This is a genomic window from Novosphingobium sp. PASSN1 (assembly GCF_002278815.1).
On record NZ_NKIS01000012.1, the window covers coordinates 56842 to 74346 of the forward strand.

The 17505-nt window shown below is 62.3% G+C and carries 12 protein-coding genes and 2 pseudogenes; 8 read left to right on the plus strand and 6 right to left on the minus strand.

Annotated features, from left to right (window positions below; all coding sequences use genetic code 11):
- Positions 1-14: 14 nt before the first annotated feature.
- The 3 genes and pseudogenes from CFE35_RS17995 (at position 15) to CFE35_RS18005 (ending at position 2674) form a co-directional block, all read left to right on the plus strand.
- The gene (locus tag CFE35_RS17995; RefSeq protein WP_292932714.1) at positions 15-938 is read left to right on the plus strand and encodes a sugar phosphate isomerase/epimerase; all 924 of its coding nucleotides are present in this window, start codon (positions 15-17) and stop codon (positions 936-938) included.
- Between the two features lie 94 nt (positions 939-1032).
- Positions 1033-1266: pseudogene (locus CFE35_RS22545) on the plus strand (Gfo/Idh/MocA family oxidoreductase); the annotation flags it as partial.
- Positions 1267-1411: 145 nt separating this feature from the next.
- Positions 1412-2674: an MFS transporter gene (locus tag CFE35_RS18005; protein ID WP_292932717.1), complete on the plus strand. Its 1263-nt coding sequence runs from the start codon at positions 1412-1414 to the stop codon at positions 2672-2674.
- 179 nt (positions 2675-2853) lie between these two features.
- On the opposite strand, the gene CFE35_RS18010 is transcribed toward CFE35_RS18005, so the two are convergent.
- The 5 genes from CFE35_RS18010 to CFE35_RS18030 all read right to left on the minus strand — a co-directional run bounded on the left by CFE35_RS18010 (position 2854) and on the right by CFE35_RS18030 (position 8445).
- Complete coding sequence (locus CFE35_RS18010) at positions 2854-3579, minus strand: spermidine synthase (RefSeq protein WP_292932718.1); 726 nt, start codon at positions 3577-3579, stop codon at positions 2854-2856.
- 3 nt (positions 3580-3582) lie between these two features.
- Positions 3583-3891 carry a DUF6481 family protein gene (locus CFE35_RS18015; RefSeq protein ID WP_292932850.1) on the minus strand — a complete coding sequence of 103 codons (309 nt, stop codon included), beginning with the start codon at positions 3889-3891 and terminating at the stop codon, positions 3583-3585.
- A 482-nt stretch (positions 3892-4373) separates the two neighbouring features.
- Entirely contained in the window at positions 4374-5744 is a 1371-nt protein-coding gene (locus CFE35_RS18020; protein ID WP_292932719.1) for a hypothetical protein, read from the minus strand.
- A gap of 203 nt (positions 5745-5947) precedes the next feature.
- Positions 5948-7732: an ATP-binding protein gene (locus tag CFE35_RS18025; protein ID WP_292932720.1), complete on the minus strand. Its 1785-nt coding sequence runs from the start codon at positions 7730-7732 to the stop codon at positions 5948-5950.
- A 17-nt stretch (positions 7733-7749) separates the two neighbouring features.
- Positions 7750-8445, minus strand: coding sequence for a response regulator transcription factor (locus CFE35_RS18030; protein ID WP_292932721.1), 696 nt, complete (start codon positions 8443-8445; stop codon positions 7750-7752).
- 159 nt (positions 8446-8604) lie between these two features.
- On the opposite strand from CFE35_RS18030, the gene CFE35_RS18035 reads away from it, so the two are divergent.
- The 5 genes and pseudogenes from CFE35_RS18035 (at position 8605) to CFE35_RS18055 (ending at position 11426) form a co-directional block, all read left to right on the plus strand.
- Positions 8605-9126 (plus strand): hypothetical protein, encoded by a 522-nt coding sequence (locus tag CFE35_RS18035; RefSeq protein ID WP_292932723.1) that lies wholly within the window; start codon positions 8605-8607, stop codon positions 9124-9126.
- A 188-nt stretch (positions 9127-9314) separates the two neighbouring features.
- Positions 9315-9401: pseudogene (locus CFE35_RS18040) on the plus strand (DUF2282 domain-containing protein); the annotation flags it as partial.
- A 130-nt stretch (positions 9402-9531) separates the two neighbouring features.
- On the plus strand, positions 9532-9804 hold the full coding sequence (locus tag CFE35_RS18045; protein ID WP_292932724.1) for a DUF2282 domain-containing protein: 273 nt from the start codon (positions 9532-9534) through the stop codon (positions 9802-9804).
- A 33-nt stretch (positions 9805-9837) separates the two neighbouring features.
- Positions 9838-10662 (plus strand): DUF692 domain-containing protein, encoded by an 825-nt coding sequence (locus CFE35_RS18050; RefSeq protein WP_292932725.1) that lies wholly within the window; start codon positions 9838-9840, stop codon positions 10660-10662.
- Complete coding sequence (locus CFE35_RS18055) at positions 10659-11426, plus strand: DNA-binding domain-containing protein (protein WP_292932726.1); 768 nt, start codon at positions 10659-10661, stop codon at positions 11424-11426. The genes CFE35_RS18050 and CFE35_RS18055 overlap by 4 nt, the downstream gene beginning before the upstream one ends.
- A gap of 289 nt (positions 11427-11715) precedes the next feature.
- Here CFE35_RS18055 and CFE35_RS18060 read toward each other — a convergent pair whose 3' ends face one another.
- Positions 11716-17274 (minus strand): calcium-binding protein, encoded by a 5559-nt coding sequence (locus tag CFE35_RS18060; protein ID WP_292932727.1) that lies wholly within the window; start codon positions 17272-17274, stop codon positions 11716-11718.
- Positions 17275-17505: the final 231 nt, after the last annotated feature.

Genomic DNA, 17505 nt, shown 5'->3' on the forward strand with positions numbered 1-17505 from the left:
ACGGACCCCTGACCATGCCCAACATCCGCTACGCCAACATGTGCCACTGGAAGTCGATCCCCTATCGACAGATCCCCAATTTCCGCGAATTCTACTATGAGGACCGGACCAATACGGCCTACTATTCGGACTGGGACCGCATCCTGAAATATCAGTCCGCGCTGGGTTTTCACGGCATCGAGATCGCGCCGTGGGATCTGGCCGACATTCTCCCCCTGTTCGGCTCGCCCGAGGCCTTCACCGCATTTGCCAGGGAGCGCGGCGTTGAAGTCATCGGCATGTTCCACGGCGCGCACGCTTCGCACGCGGCGGACCATTTCGATGAAGCCGTGCGTTCGGGCCGCGAGGCGGTGGATACCATCGTCAAGTTCGGCGGCACCTACATGAACACCTGCCCGACGCAGAACTACTTCGGCACCGGCCCGCTCAGCCGCGAGGAAGTGCAGAACTGCGCCAAGGTGATGAACGAGATCGGCCGCTACGCCACCGACCACGGCGTGAAGATCGGCCTGCACAACGAATTCTTCTGCGCGATCAACCTGCCCAACCACCGCGAGCTGATCGAATCGACCGATCCGAAGCTGGTCCACTATTGCATCGATACCGCGCAGATCGCGATTCTGGGCGAAGACCTGCTGACGTTCTACGAAGACTATCACGACCGCATCAGCACCTTCCACTTGAAGGACACCGCCTCGGCCAGGCAGCCCGATAGCGTGCGCTATGCGCAGGATCCGGAAATCGCCGACGACGGGCGTCGCTGGTTCTGGGAACCGGGCGAAGGCGAGCTTGATCTTCCGGGGCTCTACCGCCTGCTCAAGAAGCACGAGTTCAAGGGCTGGATGTCGATCGAATACGATGGATCGCCCGATCAGCTCGCCTCGATGGCGCTCACCCGGTATCACCTCGATACTGTGCTGCGCCCGATCTACGACTGATCGAAGGGAAGCAACCATGTCCGGCATCACGGCTCAGACTCGCCCACTTGGCGTTGGCGTGCTCGGCACGGGGGCGATTGCGCCGCCCTATTTCATGGCCCTTCAGGCATGGCCGCAGTTGCAGCTGATCTCCTGCTCGTCGCGCGGGATGGCCAGCGCGCGGGCGGTGGCCGAGCGGTATGGCATTGCTGCGGTGGAATTCGCCGCAATGCTGGCTGATCCCGCCATCGATGTAGTAGTCAACCTCACCCCGATTGCGGCGCATTTCGAAACCGGCAAAGCGATCCTGGAGGCGGGCAAGCACCTCTATTCCGAAAAGCCGATAGCCGCCACGGCGGCGCAGGGCCGCGAACTGCTCGCCATCGCCGCGCGCAAGGGGCTGCGGATCGGCTGCGCGCCCGATACGTTATTCGGATCGGCTCATCAGGAGGCCCGCGCTGTAGACGACAGTGGGGGGCACCGGGGAGAGCGTCATGGCCGCAAGACACCTCACACTGATCGAACGGATGAGCTATGGCTTCGGCGACATGGGCACCAGCCTTGCCTGCAACATGGCAAGCGCGTTCCTGCTGTTCTACTATACCGATGTGGTCCACTTGCCGCCAGCGGCGGTGGGCACGGTGTTTCTGGTGGCGCGGCTGCTCGATGCGGTGATCGCCATGATCGTGGGCATCGCGGTGGACAAGACCCGCACCCGCTTTGGCCGCACCCGGCCCTATTTCCTGTTCACCGCCATTCCGTATGCGCTGGTGACAGTGCTGCTGTTCAACGTGCCAGCCTGGGGGCAGAACGCCCAGCTGGTTTACGCCTTCGTCACCTTCAAGGCGCTCGGTATCCTGCTGTCGCTTCAGTCGATCCCCTATACCGCGCTGATGCCGATGATGACTGAGGACACCGGCGAGCGGCTCAAGCTTTCGGGCATGCGCTCGGTCGGCACATCCGTATCGGTCGTGCTTGGCACGGCCGCGACGATGCCGCTGGTGGGCCTCTTCGGCGGCAGCGACCAGCAGCGCGGCTTCATGGCCGTGGCCGTGCTGTTTGCGGGGATCGGGCTGGTTTGCACGGCCGCGCTGTTCCGCAATTGCCGCGAACGGATCGAGGACGGGGCCAACCCGCAGTTCGCGGTGCTGCCAGCGGTGAGCGAGATGCTGCGCAACCGCGCCTGGCTGGTCTGCTTCGGCTTCTGCCTCACCTATTTCGTGCGCTTCGGCGTGATGCTGCCAGCGGTTTCAGGCATGCTCCTGCTGCCCTCGTTCGTCGCGCCGCCGTTGTTCGCCAGGGCTGGTATCCGCAGCGGCTGTGTCGGCGTACTGAGCCTTGCGGCTGTGCTGTTTGCGGTTCTTCCGCTGGCTGAAGACAGCTTGCCGCTATTCATCCTGATCTATCTGGCCGCGTGCCTCGCCACGTCCGTCACGATTGTCGCGGCCTTCACGATGATTGCCGAAACCGTGGACTACAACGAGCGGAAATACGGCGTGCGGCACGAGGGGTTGCTGTCGTCCGGGATCAGCCTTGCCACCAAGGTTGGCATGGCCCTCGGCACAGCAGGGTTTGCCTATACGCTGGGTGCCAGCGGGTATGTTGCCGGGGGCGTTACCGAAACCGCCAGGGAGGCGATCCGGTGGGTCTATTATGGTAGCGCGGTTGTTCTGCTCACGCTGCAGGTCTTCGCGGTGCTATTCTGGCCGGTAGACAGTCGGCAAGCCCAGACGGGCCGGGATAACGCAGAGCGGTGAGGGGCTGCTGCCGGGTCGGCTCGCCGAATTTTACGGGCATTCCCGAGACTGCAGAATGGCCCATGTTGACGCGCGCTGCGACAGTCTACTTCGCGGCGTTCATGCGCAAGGTTCTGTCGGCAGCAGTCGTTCGCCCTGGCTGATCTGAATGACCGGGTCTGGCCGGCAAGCGCCATGGGTCAACTGCGCTTTAGTGCCATGATGATCACATGCTGATCGCATTGCTCTGTCGAGGACGAGCTCGGGCCCCGATCGGTCTCTATGACCGTGACCGCAAAGCCGCTGCGGGCGAGTGCTCCGGCAAATCTGTCGTCGTGAGATGCAGACCAGACGCCGAGTATTCCGCCCTCCTTCAAGGCAGACCGCGCGGCCGCTACGCCTTCTCGGGAATAGAGCCAATCGTTCGCCCGGCGCGTAAGGCCTTCCGGCCCGTTGTCGACGTCGAGCAGGATGCAATCGTACCCCTGCAACGCGGATTCAATCAGAAAGGCAACGTCGTCCTGCACCAGTTGCACGCGCGGGTCATCAAGACACCCATCGGTGATGCACGCCATCGGCCCTTTCGCCCACTCGACGATCTTCGGCACGATTTCCGCGACGGTCACTTCGGCATCGGCTCCGAGCACCCGGAGGGCGGATCTCAGCGTGTAACCCATGCCGTAGCCGCCGATGAGCATGTGAACCGGGTCCCGGCCGCGGAGTTCTGCGCACACCACGCTGGCGAGCACACCTTCCGAGGCCGAGAGGTCGGTGCTCATCAATTCGTTGTCATCGAGAAGGATCGCGAAATCAGTACCACTGCGGATGAGGCGGAGCCTGCTCCCATCCGGAACGAAAGCGGTGTCGACGAGGTGCTCGCCGACATTCAAAGCGGATATGCCTTTGGCGTTGGCAGGATGCTGCAAGCGCTACTTCTTGCGTGCCTTGCGGGCCGCATACTTTGCGTCCCGAGCCGCCTTGCGCTCCGCTTCGGTAAGAGCAGGCGCTACCTTGGCAGCGCGCTCAGCCTTCTCGGCAAGTTCCTGCGCCTTTTTCGCGGCGAGCAACGCGCGCTTTTCAGCCTGTATTTTTTCACGCGCCTCAGCCGCGGCAACGCGTTCGGCCTGCACGGCAGGATCAAGCGGGGCTCGTGCCTTGAGTTTTGCGAGTGCCTGTTCTCGCGCAGACGCTGCCGCCGCGCGCCGGGCCTCGAGCCCGGGTTCCTTGTAACCTGCCATAAACGGGGTTGTCTCCGAAGGGGGCGCTTGCTTTTCCATGCGATGGGATCGCAAACCGCCGGGATGCATCTGGTGGCGAGCAACGCCCACGCCCGAGAGCTCAACCGGCGTGGCGGCGTAGCTGCACCGACATCGCGGCCCTTTACGCCGTGTCGCGGCCTATGTCACGGATTGTTGTTAGGCGGGATCCAGGCCTCGTAGTCGTCGATTCAGTCCATGTCGCAGCAGTACTCAAACCACGCCCCCTAGGGATCCCAAGAAATTGGAGCCCCCGGTGTGGCGTCCGAAGCCCCGATCGCCCTTGCCGGTCTTGTCTACAAGCCACCGCCCGGCACGGCCGATTTCGTCGGGCTCCCGCACCATGAAGCTGGCGTGATGGAAGCCGATGCCGGGTGACTGGGCAAAGGCGAGCATGTGGCGATCGCTGAGAACACCGAATTTCTGCCGTCGGCTCATCGCAGTTCGCTCTGACTGGGTAGAGTTCAGTAAAGCCGAAGTGGCAGCACATCGCCCATCAAGGGAGCCGGCGTTTCGGAAGGGCGACGACCATATTGGGTGAACGGCGGTAGCGGCAGGCCGAACAGTATCTGGTTCCATTCATCGGCGGTATGGGTGGCCGGATTCTGGCCATCAATTGCGCGTACCGTGAGCACCACCAGCACATCGCGGCGCCCGACAGACAAATCACGGCGCGAAAGGCCGGGCAATTCAATCGGCGCAACCGAGCGGTTGTCGCTGCTGCGGCGGTTCAGGGAATCACCCGAGCCCACCACGATCGCCTTGCCGTAGGGCACCCGAGCGGACACTTCGACGTGTGTCTTGTCGGTTTTAAGCAGGCTGGCTCCGCGCCCGGCACTGACCACTGACTGCCCGGTGATGTTAGACATTTCGAGGACGACATCCAGATCGACATCTGTTGCACCGATCCGCTGAGGGGTGACTTCGAGCGTAACGCCAATGTCGCGCTCGACCGGCTGCGTGTGATCGGACAGCGGGACAATCATCACCGATCCGCCTTCCAGAAACTTCGATTTATGCCCTTCACGGGCCAGGACCAGCGGACTGGCTTCCAGCGTGACGTGTGATCGAGCGTTGGAGGCCAGGTTGAGCGAGTAGTTGATGGCCGGCGCGGTGATCGTGAGATTGCCGGTGCGTGTATCGGCCCCACCTGCCGCCAGATCATAACTGTAGTTGAGCAGGGTTCCGCCAAACTGGATGGCAAGCCCGTCAAGCAGGTTGAGGCCGCGGCCCCCGGTGGATTGGCGCGTTTCCCGGATGAGATAGGCCTCGATGACCACACCCGGCCCGCCATCGGTTGCACCGGTTTTTGCGCTGCTTTCGCCAGTGGGCGGCATTTGCGTCTGCGGTCCCGGCTTCTGAGCGGCAGGCAGGCTCGGGAGCGGCCGCCAGCCGGATCCGGCGAATGCGGCTTCCAGAAACTGCAGCCCGGCTGAGTTCTTGCTCGGCGGATGGCCCGCGTGGTTCAAGGCGGACCGGGCCAGTTCGGGTTCGCCCGCACGGTAGGCCAGCAAGGCGAAAGGCACCGCCAGCGGCCCTGCTTCGCCGCGCCGCTCGATCGCCTGCCCCATCAGATCCAGCGCAGCGCGGAAGTTGCCCATGTGGTAGGAGACGAGGGCCGCACCGGCGAGTGGCTCCCACAAGTCCGGGGCCAATCGTGCCGAGGTCTGGAAACCGCTCAGCGCCATTTCAAGATCGCCGCGCGTGACCGAAGGTCCGGCGACGAAGCCCATCGCTGTCTCATAGTGCGCGGCGGCGGACAGCGGATTGTGCCGGGCGCTGCCAAAGACATCCGCTTCGGCTGGCCGGCCAATCGCCCTCAGGCCGCTCTGCATTCGGACCGGCGCGCAACCGGGCAGCGCCAGCGCAAGGATCATCGCCGCGCAAGTCGCCGAGGGTATGGAGTGCCGTATCATGGTTTGCCCGTCATGCCCGCAAAGGGCTCCCGGTAGATCGAGAGATGTCCCTTGGGCCATCCCCTGAACATGGGATGCTGGCCAATGGGATGCTGGCCAATGTGAAGCTGGCGGGGCGTGGTTTAGCGCGTCTGCACCAGCGGCACGTGCAGCACGATCGACGTCCCCGCGCTTGTGGAGGTGATTTCCAGTTCACCCCCCAGCACGTTGGCCCGGCTGCGCATGTTGGCAAGGCCCCTTCCGACACGGGAGCTACCGGCAAGCCCATCTCCGTCATCAGCGAACGTGAGCGCAAGGCCATCGGCCAGCAGAAAAGCGCCGACGGTAATACTGGCAGCGCGCGCATGATGGATCACGTTGGTCAGCGCCTCCTGCAAGATGCGCAGGATATCCAGAACCTGTGCCGGGCCAAATTGCAGCGTGTCACCAAGATCCCCGATCTGCCAGTGCAGGATCATACCGGCGGCCACGATTTGCGGTTCTGCCCGCTCCTTCCACGCGCCCAGTGCCATCGCCAGATCGCCGCCATAATCCTCAAGCGAGGCAATGATCAGCCGCATATCGGCAAGTGCGGCGCGGGCGTGAAAGGCAATCTCCGGCCCTGCGCCATCGCTGCGCTCCGCCAGCGCCAGCACGGCGACCATGTCTCCACCCAGCCCATCATGCAGATCACGCATCAGCCGCGCGCGTTCTTGCGCAAGGATGGTCATTTCGCGCTGCTGCCTCAGCTTGAGGTCGGCGCGGCGCAGCTGGGCCTCGATCTCGGCGGTGCGAATGCGCAAGGTATCAGCGGTCCGGTCCAACTCCGCCATCGCCCCGGTGAAGCGATTGATCATCAGGGTGATCATGGCAATCAGCAGCACCAGCAGGCCAGGCCGGGCAATCGCGATCTGCCCTTCGATCACCTGCAGCAGCAGGAGCACATCGTGCGCGACGAGCGCCATGAACAGTATGGTGCACAAGCATACCAGCCGCGCGCCCGGCACACCGCGCCGCCAACCGCCTGCCAGCACGACTGCGGCAGCCAGAAGATTGCCGCCTATGATCATGATCCCGATCGGCATCAGGAAACGGGTTGCAACCACGGGCGTCGCAAACGCGGCAGCTGCGGCAACGAGGACCGGGCCGCTCCACGGCAGCCAGCTTCGCCCTCGGAACGGCGCGCCCGCAAGCGCCCTTGCAAACATCAGATAAGCGGCTGAACTGAACGGGACCAGCAGGCTCCAGTAGGAGATGCTCGGTGCATCGACGCCAAGGGCCGGAATGATCGGCGATCCGCGCAGGGTATCAAAGCATAGCACAAGCGCGAACCAGCCGAACGCGGCTTCCCGGCGGCGGCGGTTCCAGATCGTGACGCACATCAGCGCCAGAGCCGCCTGCCCCCCGAGGATCAGTGTGGGGAGCACTTCTGCGACGAACCACAGCTGCCGGAACTTGCGGATGACTTCGGCTTCGCGGCCGACATACAGTCTGCCAAGGCTGGGGGTGCGGCCGGCCAGCCCCGTTACCGCTATATCGATCCGGTTGCGGCCGGGGCGAAGCAAGCTGCGCGGGATGGCGATCATGGCGGGGAGGGTCGCGAGGCGGCCGGGCATCTGCCACTGGTTGAGCCGCGCCTGACCGACGGTCACGCCGTTGGCGGCGACGACGAGGGAATCGCGAAACACGGGAGCCAGCAGGGCAAGATCAGCAGGGGCATAAGATCCCGCGATATCAGCACGGCAATGGTAAACCTGCGGGTCGCTTCGGGTGGTGGCTGGGCGGACTGGCAGGGTCTGGCAAGTCAGCGCATCCAGACTGCCCAGTTCACCGAAATCGGCAGTCTGGGCGAACATCAGCATCGCGAGCAAAATGGCGAGTGCGACCGCCGCAGCAATCATCACACCGGCGCCGACGGTGCGCGTCATGACCGGCGCTTTGCGCATTACAGGCGGATGATGCCGTGTTGAACGGCCTCGTAGACTGCAGAACTGCGATTATCGACGCGCAGCTTGCGGTAGATGGCCTTGACATGGCTGGGCACGGTGTTCGCCGAAATGCCCAATTGCAGGGCGATCTGGCTGTAGCTGAAGCCCTTGGCGATGCCCCACAGCACCTCCATCTCGCGCGGGGTGAGCGGATCGGAGAGGTCGATGGCGGCGCCCGTCTGCGCGCCCGGCTGCCTGCCAGACTGGTTCGCCCGCGCATGCATCACGACCAAACGAGCAACGGACGGCGACATCGGCGAACCGCCGGCAAGGACGTCCATCGCGGTGGCATAGATGTCTGCTGGCAAGGCATCTTTCAGCAGGTATCCCGAAGCCCCCGCAGATATTGCCGCAAAGATCGTGGTCTCGTCACCCAGCACCGAAATCACCAGGATTTCGGTAGCGGGCGCTGCGCGCCGCGCTTCGACCAGAAAGGCGATGGCATTGCCATCGGGCAAGCGCAGGTCCGAGAGGATCAGATCGGGCTTCTGCGCGGCAAAGGCAGCCCGTGCCTCGTGCAGTGTCCCAGCCTCTGCCACGCAGCAATTTTCGTGGACCAACATCGCCTGAACCAGCCGTTCCCGGATAGGTTCGTCATCCTCGATGATCAGGATCTTGTGCTCGCCCCGCAAGGCGGCGTCCGGTGCGTTCATCCGTAAGCCCTACAGCCGGGAACTTGTGGTTGCCACTCCCATGAACAAGGGATTTCAGATGGTTGAACCGCAAGCTAGTGGCCTGAAGTGGCGAGGCTATCCAGCCCCACCATTGGAAATATACCCGCCATTGGCGGCGCACATTTGCAAGGAAACCCAATGAAGCGAAACGTTTTTGCCGCGGCGGCGGTGGCCATTGCGCTGTCATCGACACCAGCTTTGGCGATAGTCGCAAATTACACCGAAGGCGCGACGAGCCTGAAAGCCAACCAGGACGGCTTTGATTTCGAAATCCGGGACGAAGTGAGTGCACCGGGCGGTTCGGTACGGGTCTATTTCAGCCCCAGCTCCATCAACGGTAACATCAATTGCGTTGCCATGGGTGATTATCCCATCAAGGGCATTGCCAACATCGCTTCGTCGGTAACCGGCCTGTCAGATTTCACCTCGCCGATCGACGGCACCCATGTCGCAATCACGACGCAGCCGGGCGTGCATGACAACCCGACTTGCTCTACTGACAAGTGGGGCTATTTCTCGGTCGACAGCATGGTGCAAGGCACCGCGCAGTACAAGGTTCTTGGGACGCTGCACAACTACATCGTCGAAGTGACCTTCGGCCCGGATCCCGCAAACCCGAGCAAGAACGTGGTTCTGCGTCTGCGCACAAACTCGGCCTGACGCCATAGCAGCCCCGAACCGGCAAGCCTTGAGTAGCAACAGCGACCGCAGCACTTCTACCACGTGACGGAAAGCCAATGACGAACTTATCCGGTACATCGTGAGCGGCAGCTGCCGTCGCTGTCGCCCTTGCACTCAGCCTTGCGGCTGCACCGGCCCACGCTGCCGATGCGCCCAAGGACAAATGCTTCGGTATATCGACGGCCGGGCAGAACGATTGCGCGAGCGTGACGAGGATTCACTTTTGCGCCGGCCAGGCCAAAAAAGGACTATGACCGGACCGAGTGCCGGACCGAGTGGAAGTATGTGGCACAGGGCACATGCGCGAAGGCTGGCGGAACCACCACAGCGCCCAAGGGCGCAATCTAGCCTGCGCACATTGAACACCAAAGGAGCAGACCAAAAATGAAAACGAACAAGCCAGCAACCGTCGCAGCGGCAGCCGTCCTCGTCGCACTCGGCATGGCCGCCAGTACGCCTGCGGCACATGCGGCAGGTGGCAAGGAAAAGTGCTATGGCGTTGCCAAGGCCGGGCAAAACGACTGCGCGGATGCGAATGGCATGCACAGCTGCGCCGGGCAGTCAAAATCAGACATGGCTCCGTCCGAATGGAAGTACGTAGCCAAGGGCACGTGTACGAAGGAAGGCGGCAAAACCACCCCGCCAGCGTCGAAGTGATCGAGGGGGCGGGCTTGGCGTGAAGCTCTGCCGATGACGCAGTTTGGCCTCGGCATGCGCCATCCGCACTACAGCGATTTCGTGGCCGGCCATGTGCCCGTCGATTTCGCGGAAGTGATCTCGGAAAACTTCATGGTCGCCGGTGGGAAACCGCTGGCGACCCTTCGCGCGGTCCGCGAGCACTATCCGGTTGCGCTGCACGGGGTGTCGCTATCCGTCGGCTCCGCCACCGGCCTCGATCTCGATTACCTGCACCGGCTCCGCGCGCTGGCGGACGAGATCGATCCGCTGTTCGTGTCCGACCACTTGTGCTGGACCCGGGTGCCGGGCTTCAGTTCGCACGATCTTCTGCCGCTGCCCTGCACGTCCGAAGCGCTGGACCTCGTCGCGCGTCATGTAGCGCAGGCGCAGTCGGTGCTCGGGCGTCAGATCCTGCTCGAAAACCCTTCGGCCTATCTGGGTTTTGCCCAATCCGAGATGCCGGAATGGGCCTTTCTTGCGGCGCTATGCCAGCGCAGCGGATGCGGCCTGCTGCTCGATATCAACAACGTCTATGTCAGCGCCCGCAATCTGGGCTTCGATCCGGCCGAGTACATTGCCCAATTCCCCATGGCCCATGTGCACCAGATCCATCTCGCCGGGCACAGCGAAGGTGAAGCCCTGCTGATCGATACCCACGACCGCGCAGTTTGCGATCCGGTTTGGGACCTCTTCGAAGCCGCGATCCGGCGGACAAATCAGCGCGCCGCGGTGATGATCGAGCGTGACGATGCCATCCCTGCGCTGAACGAACTACTCGGCGAACTGGATGTGGCACGGGGGCGGGCGGCGCGGGCGCAGCGGGTCAACGCGCTATGAACCTCTCCGCAATCCAGAACGCCATGACTGATTGGCTGCAGACCGGCGATCCGGCCCATGCAGACCGCTTTGGCGAGAGCGCAAGGCCCGGGCTTGACGTCTATCTCAACACTTATCGACTGCAGCTGCTGCAATGCCTGGCGGAGGTTTACCCCAAGACGCTGGAATGGCTGGGAGATGAGCGCTTCTACGCCGCCGCGCGCCAGCATATCATGGCGCAGCCGCCCACCAGCTGGACGCTGGATGCCTATGCCGCAAGCTTTGCCACCAATATCGCTGATCTGTGTCCCGATGATGCAGTCACCGCGGAACTTGTCCGGCTGGAGCACGCACTGGATGCGGTCCAGACTGCGGCCGATCTTGCTCCTCTGACCCGCGCCATGTTCACGCAGCTGGATTGGGAGCAAGCGGAGCTTTCCCCTGCCGCCGGAGCGCAGCTGCTGGTGCATCACAGCAAGGCCGAAGCAATCTGGTCGGCGCCAGCCCGCCTGCCCCCCCGGACGGACGGATGCACGACAGCAAGTCCAGTCCATATCCTTGTCTGGCGCAGCGGATGGGTGCCATGTTTTCGTATTTTGGACAGTGATGAGGCCGCCATTTTTGAGCGTTTGATTCGAGCGCCCATGGCGTTCACCGCTGTTTGCGCCGCGCTCGAGCAAGAACTGGGGCAGGAGGCCGCAATTCAACGTGCCGGCCTGCTGCTCGCACGATGGGCGGACGAGGGATCTGTTTGTACCGGTGAGGTGCAAGACCCGGCAATTTGACCGGCGCGAACTGGTCTGACCTGCCGGAAACTCATGGGCAGCAAAGGTGTTCGCGGACCGCCATGCTGAGGGCAAACTGGATTTGATGCCGTTCGCGGCAAACGGTGCCAGCGATTATTTCCTGCAACCCAGCATCGCGATCATGCGCCATGAACCGGCGGTATTCTGCCAGCAATCGCTAACACGGCAGCACGGGCTGCTTCGGATGGATGGTTCGAAGCACCTGGAGAACCGCACGCCTTTGCCGCCATCGCAGATTCGTGTTCGCCAGCCTTTCAAGCCATGCCGATCAGACCATCACGATATCATAGCTGCTAAGCGCCACCGCGGTATCGAACGTGGCGATCAGCACGGCGCTTCCCGCACCATCGCCATCGGCGTCCCACGACAGCGTGCGGGCCGCGCTGTTGTAGACAAATTGTGCTTGTGAACCGACCGCGCTGCTGCCTTCTGTGAAGGACTGGATGTCAAAATCGCCGATCGGTTGGCCGTAGTCAGCTGCCGCGAAAACCAGCTTGTCGTTGCCAGCTTCAAAGTCGGTCACCCGGTCCGCGTCGGCAGCGATGGCCGGGCCGAACTGGAACCGGTCGGCCCCGTTTCCGCCGGTGAGCGTATCGACACCAGAGCCGCCGACGAGCAGGTCGTCGTCTTCACCGCCATCAAGCCGGTCGGCACCTGCGCCGCCAAGGAGCGTGTCAAAGCCGCCGCCACCGGTCAGCAGGTTGTTGCCCGTATTGCCAGCCAAGGTGTTCGACCCGACATCGCCGGTGGCATTGATGTTGGCGGTGCCGGTCAGGCCAAGCTGTTCGATGAACCCGCCGGTCAGGGTATAGCTGGTCGAGGCAAGCACCGTATCCGTGCCCGACCTGAGATTTTCGATCACGATATCGCCCGAATTGTCGACATAGTAGGTGTCGTCCCCACTGCCACCGGCCATGGTGTCGATGCCGCCAAGGCCGTCGAGAACGTTGCTGGCGGCATTGCCCGTCAGCGTGTCGGCGAATGCAGAGCCGGTCAGGTATTCGATGCTGACCAGCGTATCCATGCCAGCCCCGCCGGTGGCCTGTGCCCCCGCCAGCGCCAGGCTGACCGTGACGCCGCTGGCCGCGCGTGCATAGCTTGCGGTGTCGATATCCCCGCCGCCATCCAGCGTATCATCGCCTGCGCCGCCATCGAGAAAGTCGTTTCCGGCCATACCTGTGAGCAGGTTTTTGCCGGAATTGCCGAGCAAGGTGTTGGAAAGCGAATCGCCCGTGGCGGCGATGTTGGCCGTGCCGATCAGCTCGAGCGTTTCAATGGACTGGCCCGAGATGCTCCAGCTGGCCGAGGCGAAGACTTTGTCCGTGCCCTGCCTGCCAACTTCGGCAACGGCATCGCTGGTGTTGTCGACGTAGTAGATGTCATCGCCAAAGCCGCCAGCCATGCTGTCGATACCGCCGCGACCATCCAGGATGTTGCTATCGCCATTGCCGGTCAAACTATCGCTGAAGGCCGAGCCGGTGAGGTTCTCGATTCCGATCAGCGTATCCGTTCCGGCCCCGCCGGTGACTTGCGCTCCGGCAAGGGCAAGACTGACCGTGACGCCGCTGGCAGCGTTGGCATAGCTGGCGGTATCGATATCCCCGCCGCCATCCAGCGTGTCATCGCCCGCACCACCATCAAGGAGGTCATTCCCACCGAGCCCGGTGAGAGTGTTGTTGCCGGAATTGCCGATCAAGCTGTTGGCGAATTGATTGCCGGTTGCCGTGATGCCCGCTGTGCCGGTCAGTTCAAGCGTCTCGATGGACTGGCCCGCGAGGTTCCAACTGGCCGAGGCGAAGACCTTGTCGTTGCCCGCCCCTATTGATTCGAACACGAGATCGGCGCTGTTGTCGACGACGTAGGTGTCATTGCCCAATCCGCCAGCCATCCGGTCAAGCCCGCCAAGGCCGTCCAGCGTGTTGTTGCCATCGTTTCCGGTCAACCTGTCATCGAACGCCGATCCTGTAACATTCTCGATGCTGATCAACGTGTCCGTGCCTGCGCCAACCGTCTGCTGAGCGTCTGCGATGGCGAGGTTCACCCTGACACCGGCGAGCGCGGTAGCATAAGTGACCTTGTCGGCGCCGCTGCTGCCATCGATCAGATCGTTACCCTCACCGCCGGTTAGGGTGTCGTTGCCGCGTCCGCCTTTCAGCCTGTCATTCCCCGCGCCGCCATCGAGGATATCGTTGCCATCCGCGCCGGACAGGGTGTCATCGCCGCCGAGGCCCTGAAGGTTGTCGTCGTCCGCCCCCAGAAACGCGGGCAATCCGGTACGGTCCTTGGGCTCCGGGCCGCCGAGGATCACTTCGGCTTCATCGCTGCCCACGATGGTATCGTTACCCAGCCCGCCCCGAATTTCCGAAACGACCGCGCCGCGATAGCCGCCGTTGAGAATGGTGATGGTGTCGTTGCCCGCTCCGCCATCGACTTGATCCGCCGTATTGCTGGCATAGATCGTGTCGTCGCCCGTTCCGCCGCTGATGAAATCATAGGGAATGTGTCTGGTCTCGAACATCGTTCCGGTGCGGTTGATGGGCACCTTGAAGGTCAGCTCGCTTTCGGGAACTTTGACGTAGTCCGTCGCAAGGATGTAATCATCGCCGGCTTCGCCGTAGATTTGCGATCCGCCTGCGCCGGAGGTGATGCGATCATTGCCGCTACCGCCCGAAAGATAGTCGTCCCCGCGCCCGCCAATGATGATGTCATCGCCAATGCCGCCGGAGATGCTGTCGTTGCCAAGGCCGACGCCAACGCCCCCCAGCATGATCAACCGCTCGAAGTTCAGGATCGGGGTATTGCCCGTGCCGTGCCCCGCAAGCCCGGTTTCCTCATTGCCGAGATTGATCACCTGATCGGTGCGTGATGGAGACTGCCAGTACAGCACATCGAAACCGGTGCCGCCGTCGAGCGACTGTCCGGCATGGCCGACAATCGTATCATCGCCGCTGCCACCATCGAGAATATCGCCGACCCCGTCGGTTCCCGCGTCGAGGAAATCGTCGCCGCCCATGCCGCGCAGCACCGTGCTCTCGCCGCTCGCCCCATCGCCCACAGAGGGGGCCGCGATGAACCAGCTTTCAGAATCGTCCGTACCGGTGAGATCAAAGCTCTCGATCCCGGTGTAGGTGGCGGCAACCGCGCCATCGCCATAGATCAGCGTGCCCGAATTGCCGAACACGACTGGCTCGAATTGCGTGAACTTATAGCCCGCCGGGAGGTCGATTACAGCCGAGGCGGTCACCCCGATGGCGATGATCCGGTCATTGGACAAAGGGCTGAAGACCACGCCGGGCACTTCCTGATCCGCCACGCCATCAACGATCTTTGCCCCCACTGTCCGGACGAAGGGTATCCCGCCAAACACAGCCGAAAGCCCGATGCGATAGGTATCCGAACCATTGCCGCCCGTGGCGGTGCTGGCTCCGGTCACATAGAAGGTATCGCGGCCTTCATCGCCCCACATCTTCGCAACGTTGCCCCGGTCGAACAGGGTATCGTTGCCATTGCCGCCAACGAGCCTGTCGTCGCCGACGCCCGCTCTCAACGTGTCATCGCCGTCCTGCCCATAGAAGAAGTCGCGCAGTCCGTCATTCGAACCGGCATCGGTGATGGTGTCGTTGCCATTGCCGCCCTGAACCTGGTCTGCGCCCGTGCCTGCGGTGATGGTGTCGTCCCCATCGCCGGCGAGGATCGTATCGTTGTCCGCACCGCCGTCGATCTTGTCGGCACCGCCGCCGCCTTTGATCTGATCACCGCCCGCACCGCCGCGCAGTGTGTCGGCATCCGCCCCGCCATCGATGACATCATTGCCGTCATTGCCCGAAATCGTATCGCTGCCGCCGCCGCCATTCAGGGTTTCTCCCAGAACGCCGCCGGTCAGCACATCCGTGAAGCGCGAACCGCCGGTGACATTGACGGCCTCGATTGACTGGTACGTGGAATTGGCGAGCACTTTGAGCGCGTATTTGGTGAAATTCTGCCCGGTCAATCCGCCGGATAGATCCAGCGTAATGCCGTGCTGGTAGATCGAATAATCGAGATCAAGGCGATCATTGCCGGCCCCGCCGGAAATGAACTGCGAACCGCCGCTGCCAACGATGACGCGAATGATGTCATCGCCGGTGCCGCCATCGATATTGCCCTGCCAGGCGCTGACATAGATGCTGTCGTTGCCACCATCGCCATAGACGCGCTCGGATGTGCCAACGATGCCCTTGCCAGTATAGATGGTATCGTTGCCGAAGCCTCCGCGAATGTAGTCAGCCCCATCGCCGCCATCAATCACGTCCTGCTGCGTGCCGCCATTGATGGTATCGTTGCCCGCCCCGCCAGCCAGCACGCTGTCGATGTTCTGGCCCTTGATGATGTCGTCGCCAGCCAGACCATCCACATCGGGCTGATTGCCGGCCAGAAACAGCGCCTTGTGCCACACCCCATCGGCGCCGACGTCGGCTTCATTGGTGGGGCTGTCCCGATCATCGAACTCCGTGCCATCCACGCGCAGATGGGTATCGACTTGCGTCTTCACGCTGACCGGGCGGAAGGTCACGTCAAAACCATCCTCCACCAGCTTGATCGCGCCGATCTCGAAATCAAAGCGATGGTTGAACAGATTGAAATCATACTTGAGCTGATCAATCAGGATCGGATTGATGATCAGCGCAAAATCCATCAGCCGCAAATCGAGCGACAGCGTTGGTATCAGTGAAATGTTCGTCTTGACGTGCGCCGTGATGAAATAGGTCTCGGTGATCTGGGTGTTCTGCTGATCGCCGGTCGAGAAGTTCACGTTGAACTTGTCGCCCAGCTTCCCGGTGAGCGCAGTGCCATTGCCAGTGATGTTGCCTGAGCCATCGCGGACCAGCTTGTGATCGTTCGTATCGAAGTTCTTTTCATCAACCTCGATCGCGACATTGACCGACTTGATCGACACATCGATGCTCTGGCGAAGCGACAGGTTCGCCCCGAAATCCAGTGTGATCAGCTTCCATTCCACGCCCACATCGAGCAGCGGGGTCCGTATCGGATAGAACGCGCCCTTGTTGATGGGGCCAAGGCCCGGAATCAGCGGGATCGGATCGAACGTGAGATTGGCGAAAATCGGGCCATCCTCGGTATCGGACGAGGGCGCAAACAGTGCCTGCCCGGTGCCGCCAGCCTGCGCGTTGAGCGTGGAGGGCAGCGAGGGGACGTTGATAAAGCCCTTGAGCAAGTCGGTCGTGAAAGAGGCCGCAGTGTCGCCGGGGCGACCCTTGAACAGATCGATCGAGGTGCTGTAGTTGCCGCTGAGGCTTAGCAGATCGCCAAGAAAACCTGCATTGAACGCGCCGACATTGGCAACGATATCGACGTTGAGTTTGGCCGTACTGTCGGTCGTCGCAGCATTGCTCTTGGCCGATACGGTTATCCCTGAAAGGGCCGTATCGATCGTGAGATTGGTGTAGAGATCCGCGTCGGGATCGTTCGCTGGCTGCGTGCCATCCACCGGATCGCGGTCTTGCAGCCGCAGGGCCGAAACGGCCACCGCGTTGAACGTGAACTGGCCGAGATCAAGGTTGTAATCGAGCGCAATTTTGGCAGCGAGATCGACGCGGAAGTCAGCCGTGGCCTGGTAGCCCGCCACGCTGGGCGATTCAAAATGGATTTGCGGAACCGTGATCGGCTTTCCGTTCGTATCGACCGAATTATACGTGCTTTTCGAAAAGCCTGGCAATGCATCAATTGCATCGTACAGCAGCGGGAACTCGTTGAAATCGAATTTGAAATCCAGAAGTGTGATGGTGTCTTTGCCCTTGGGCAATTGCGGGACCGTACTGGCAGCCACCGTTCCACCGCCTGAGTCGAATGTGTAGCTCTGCTGGGTTGCGCTCGACTGACGAGGGGTGAGTGCAGTTGCCACAGCCGATTCTCCAATTCATCGGCGCGCCACCAACCTTGCCAAGTGGGCAGATTTCGGCACGCGCGCGTCTGAAGAGTAGGATGTTTGAGCGGTTGTAACTGTCCCCCGGGTAGGACATAAATGCCCCGAGGCCGCACGACCCAGCGTCGGACCCGC

Excerpts from the sequence above, each read along its gene's own strand:
- CFE35_RS17995 (WP_292932714.1), top strand. The coding sequence starts at position 15 with ATGCCCAACATCCGCTACGCCAACATGTGCCACTGGAAGTCGATCCCC.
- CFE35_RS18005 (WP_292932717.1), top strand. The coding sequence starts at position 1,412 with ATGGCCGCAAGACACCTCACACTGATCGAACGGATGAGCTATGGCTTC.
- CFE35_RS18015 (WP_292932850.1), bottom strand. The coding sequence starts at position 3,891 with ATGGCAGGTTACAAGGAACCCGGGCTCGAGGCCCGGCGCGCGGCGGCA.
- CFE35_RS18020 (WP_292932719.1), bottom strand. The coding sequence starts at position 5,744 with ATGCAGAGCGGCCTGAGGGCGATTGGCCGGCCAGCCGAAGCGGATGTC.
- CFE35_RS18025 (WP_292932720.1), bottom strand. The coding sequence starts at position 7,732 with ATGACGCGCACCGTCGGCGCCGGTGTGATGATTGCTGCGGCGGTCGCA.
- CFE35_RS18030 (WP_292932721.1), bottom strand. The coding sequence starts at position 8,445 with ATGAACGCACCGGACGCCGCCTTGCGGGGCGAGCACAAGATCCTGATC.
- CFE35_RS18035 (WP_292932723.1), top strand. The coding sequence starts at position 8,605 with ATGAAGCGAAACGTTTTTGCCGCGGCGGCGGTGGCCATTGCGCTGTCA.
- CFE35_RS18045 (WP_292932724.1), top strand. The coding sequence starts at position 9,532 with ATGAAAACGAACAAGCCAGCAACCGTCGCAGCGGCAGCCGTCCTCGTC.
- CFE35_RS18050 (WP_292932725.1), top strand. The coding sequence starts at position 9,838 with ATGACGCAGTTTGGCCTCGGCATGCGCCATCCGCACTACAGCGATTTC.
- CFE35_RS18055 (WP_292932726.1), top strand. The coding sequence starts at position 10,659 with ATGAACCTCTCCGCAATCCAGAACGCCATGACTGATTGGCTGCAGACC.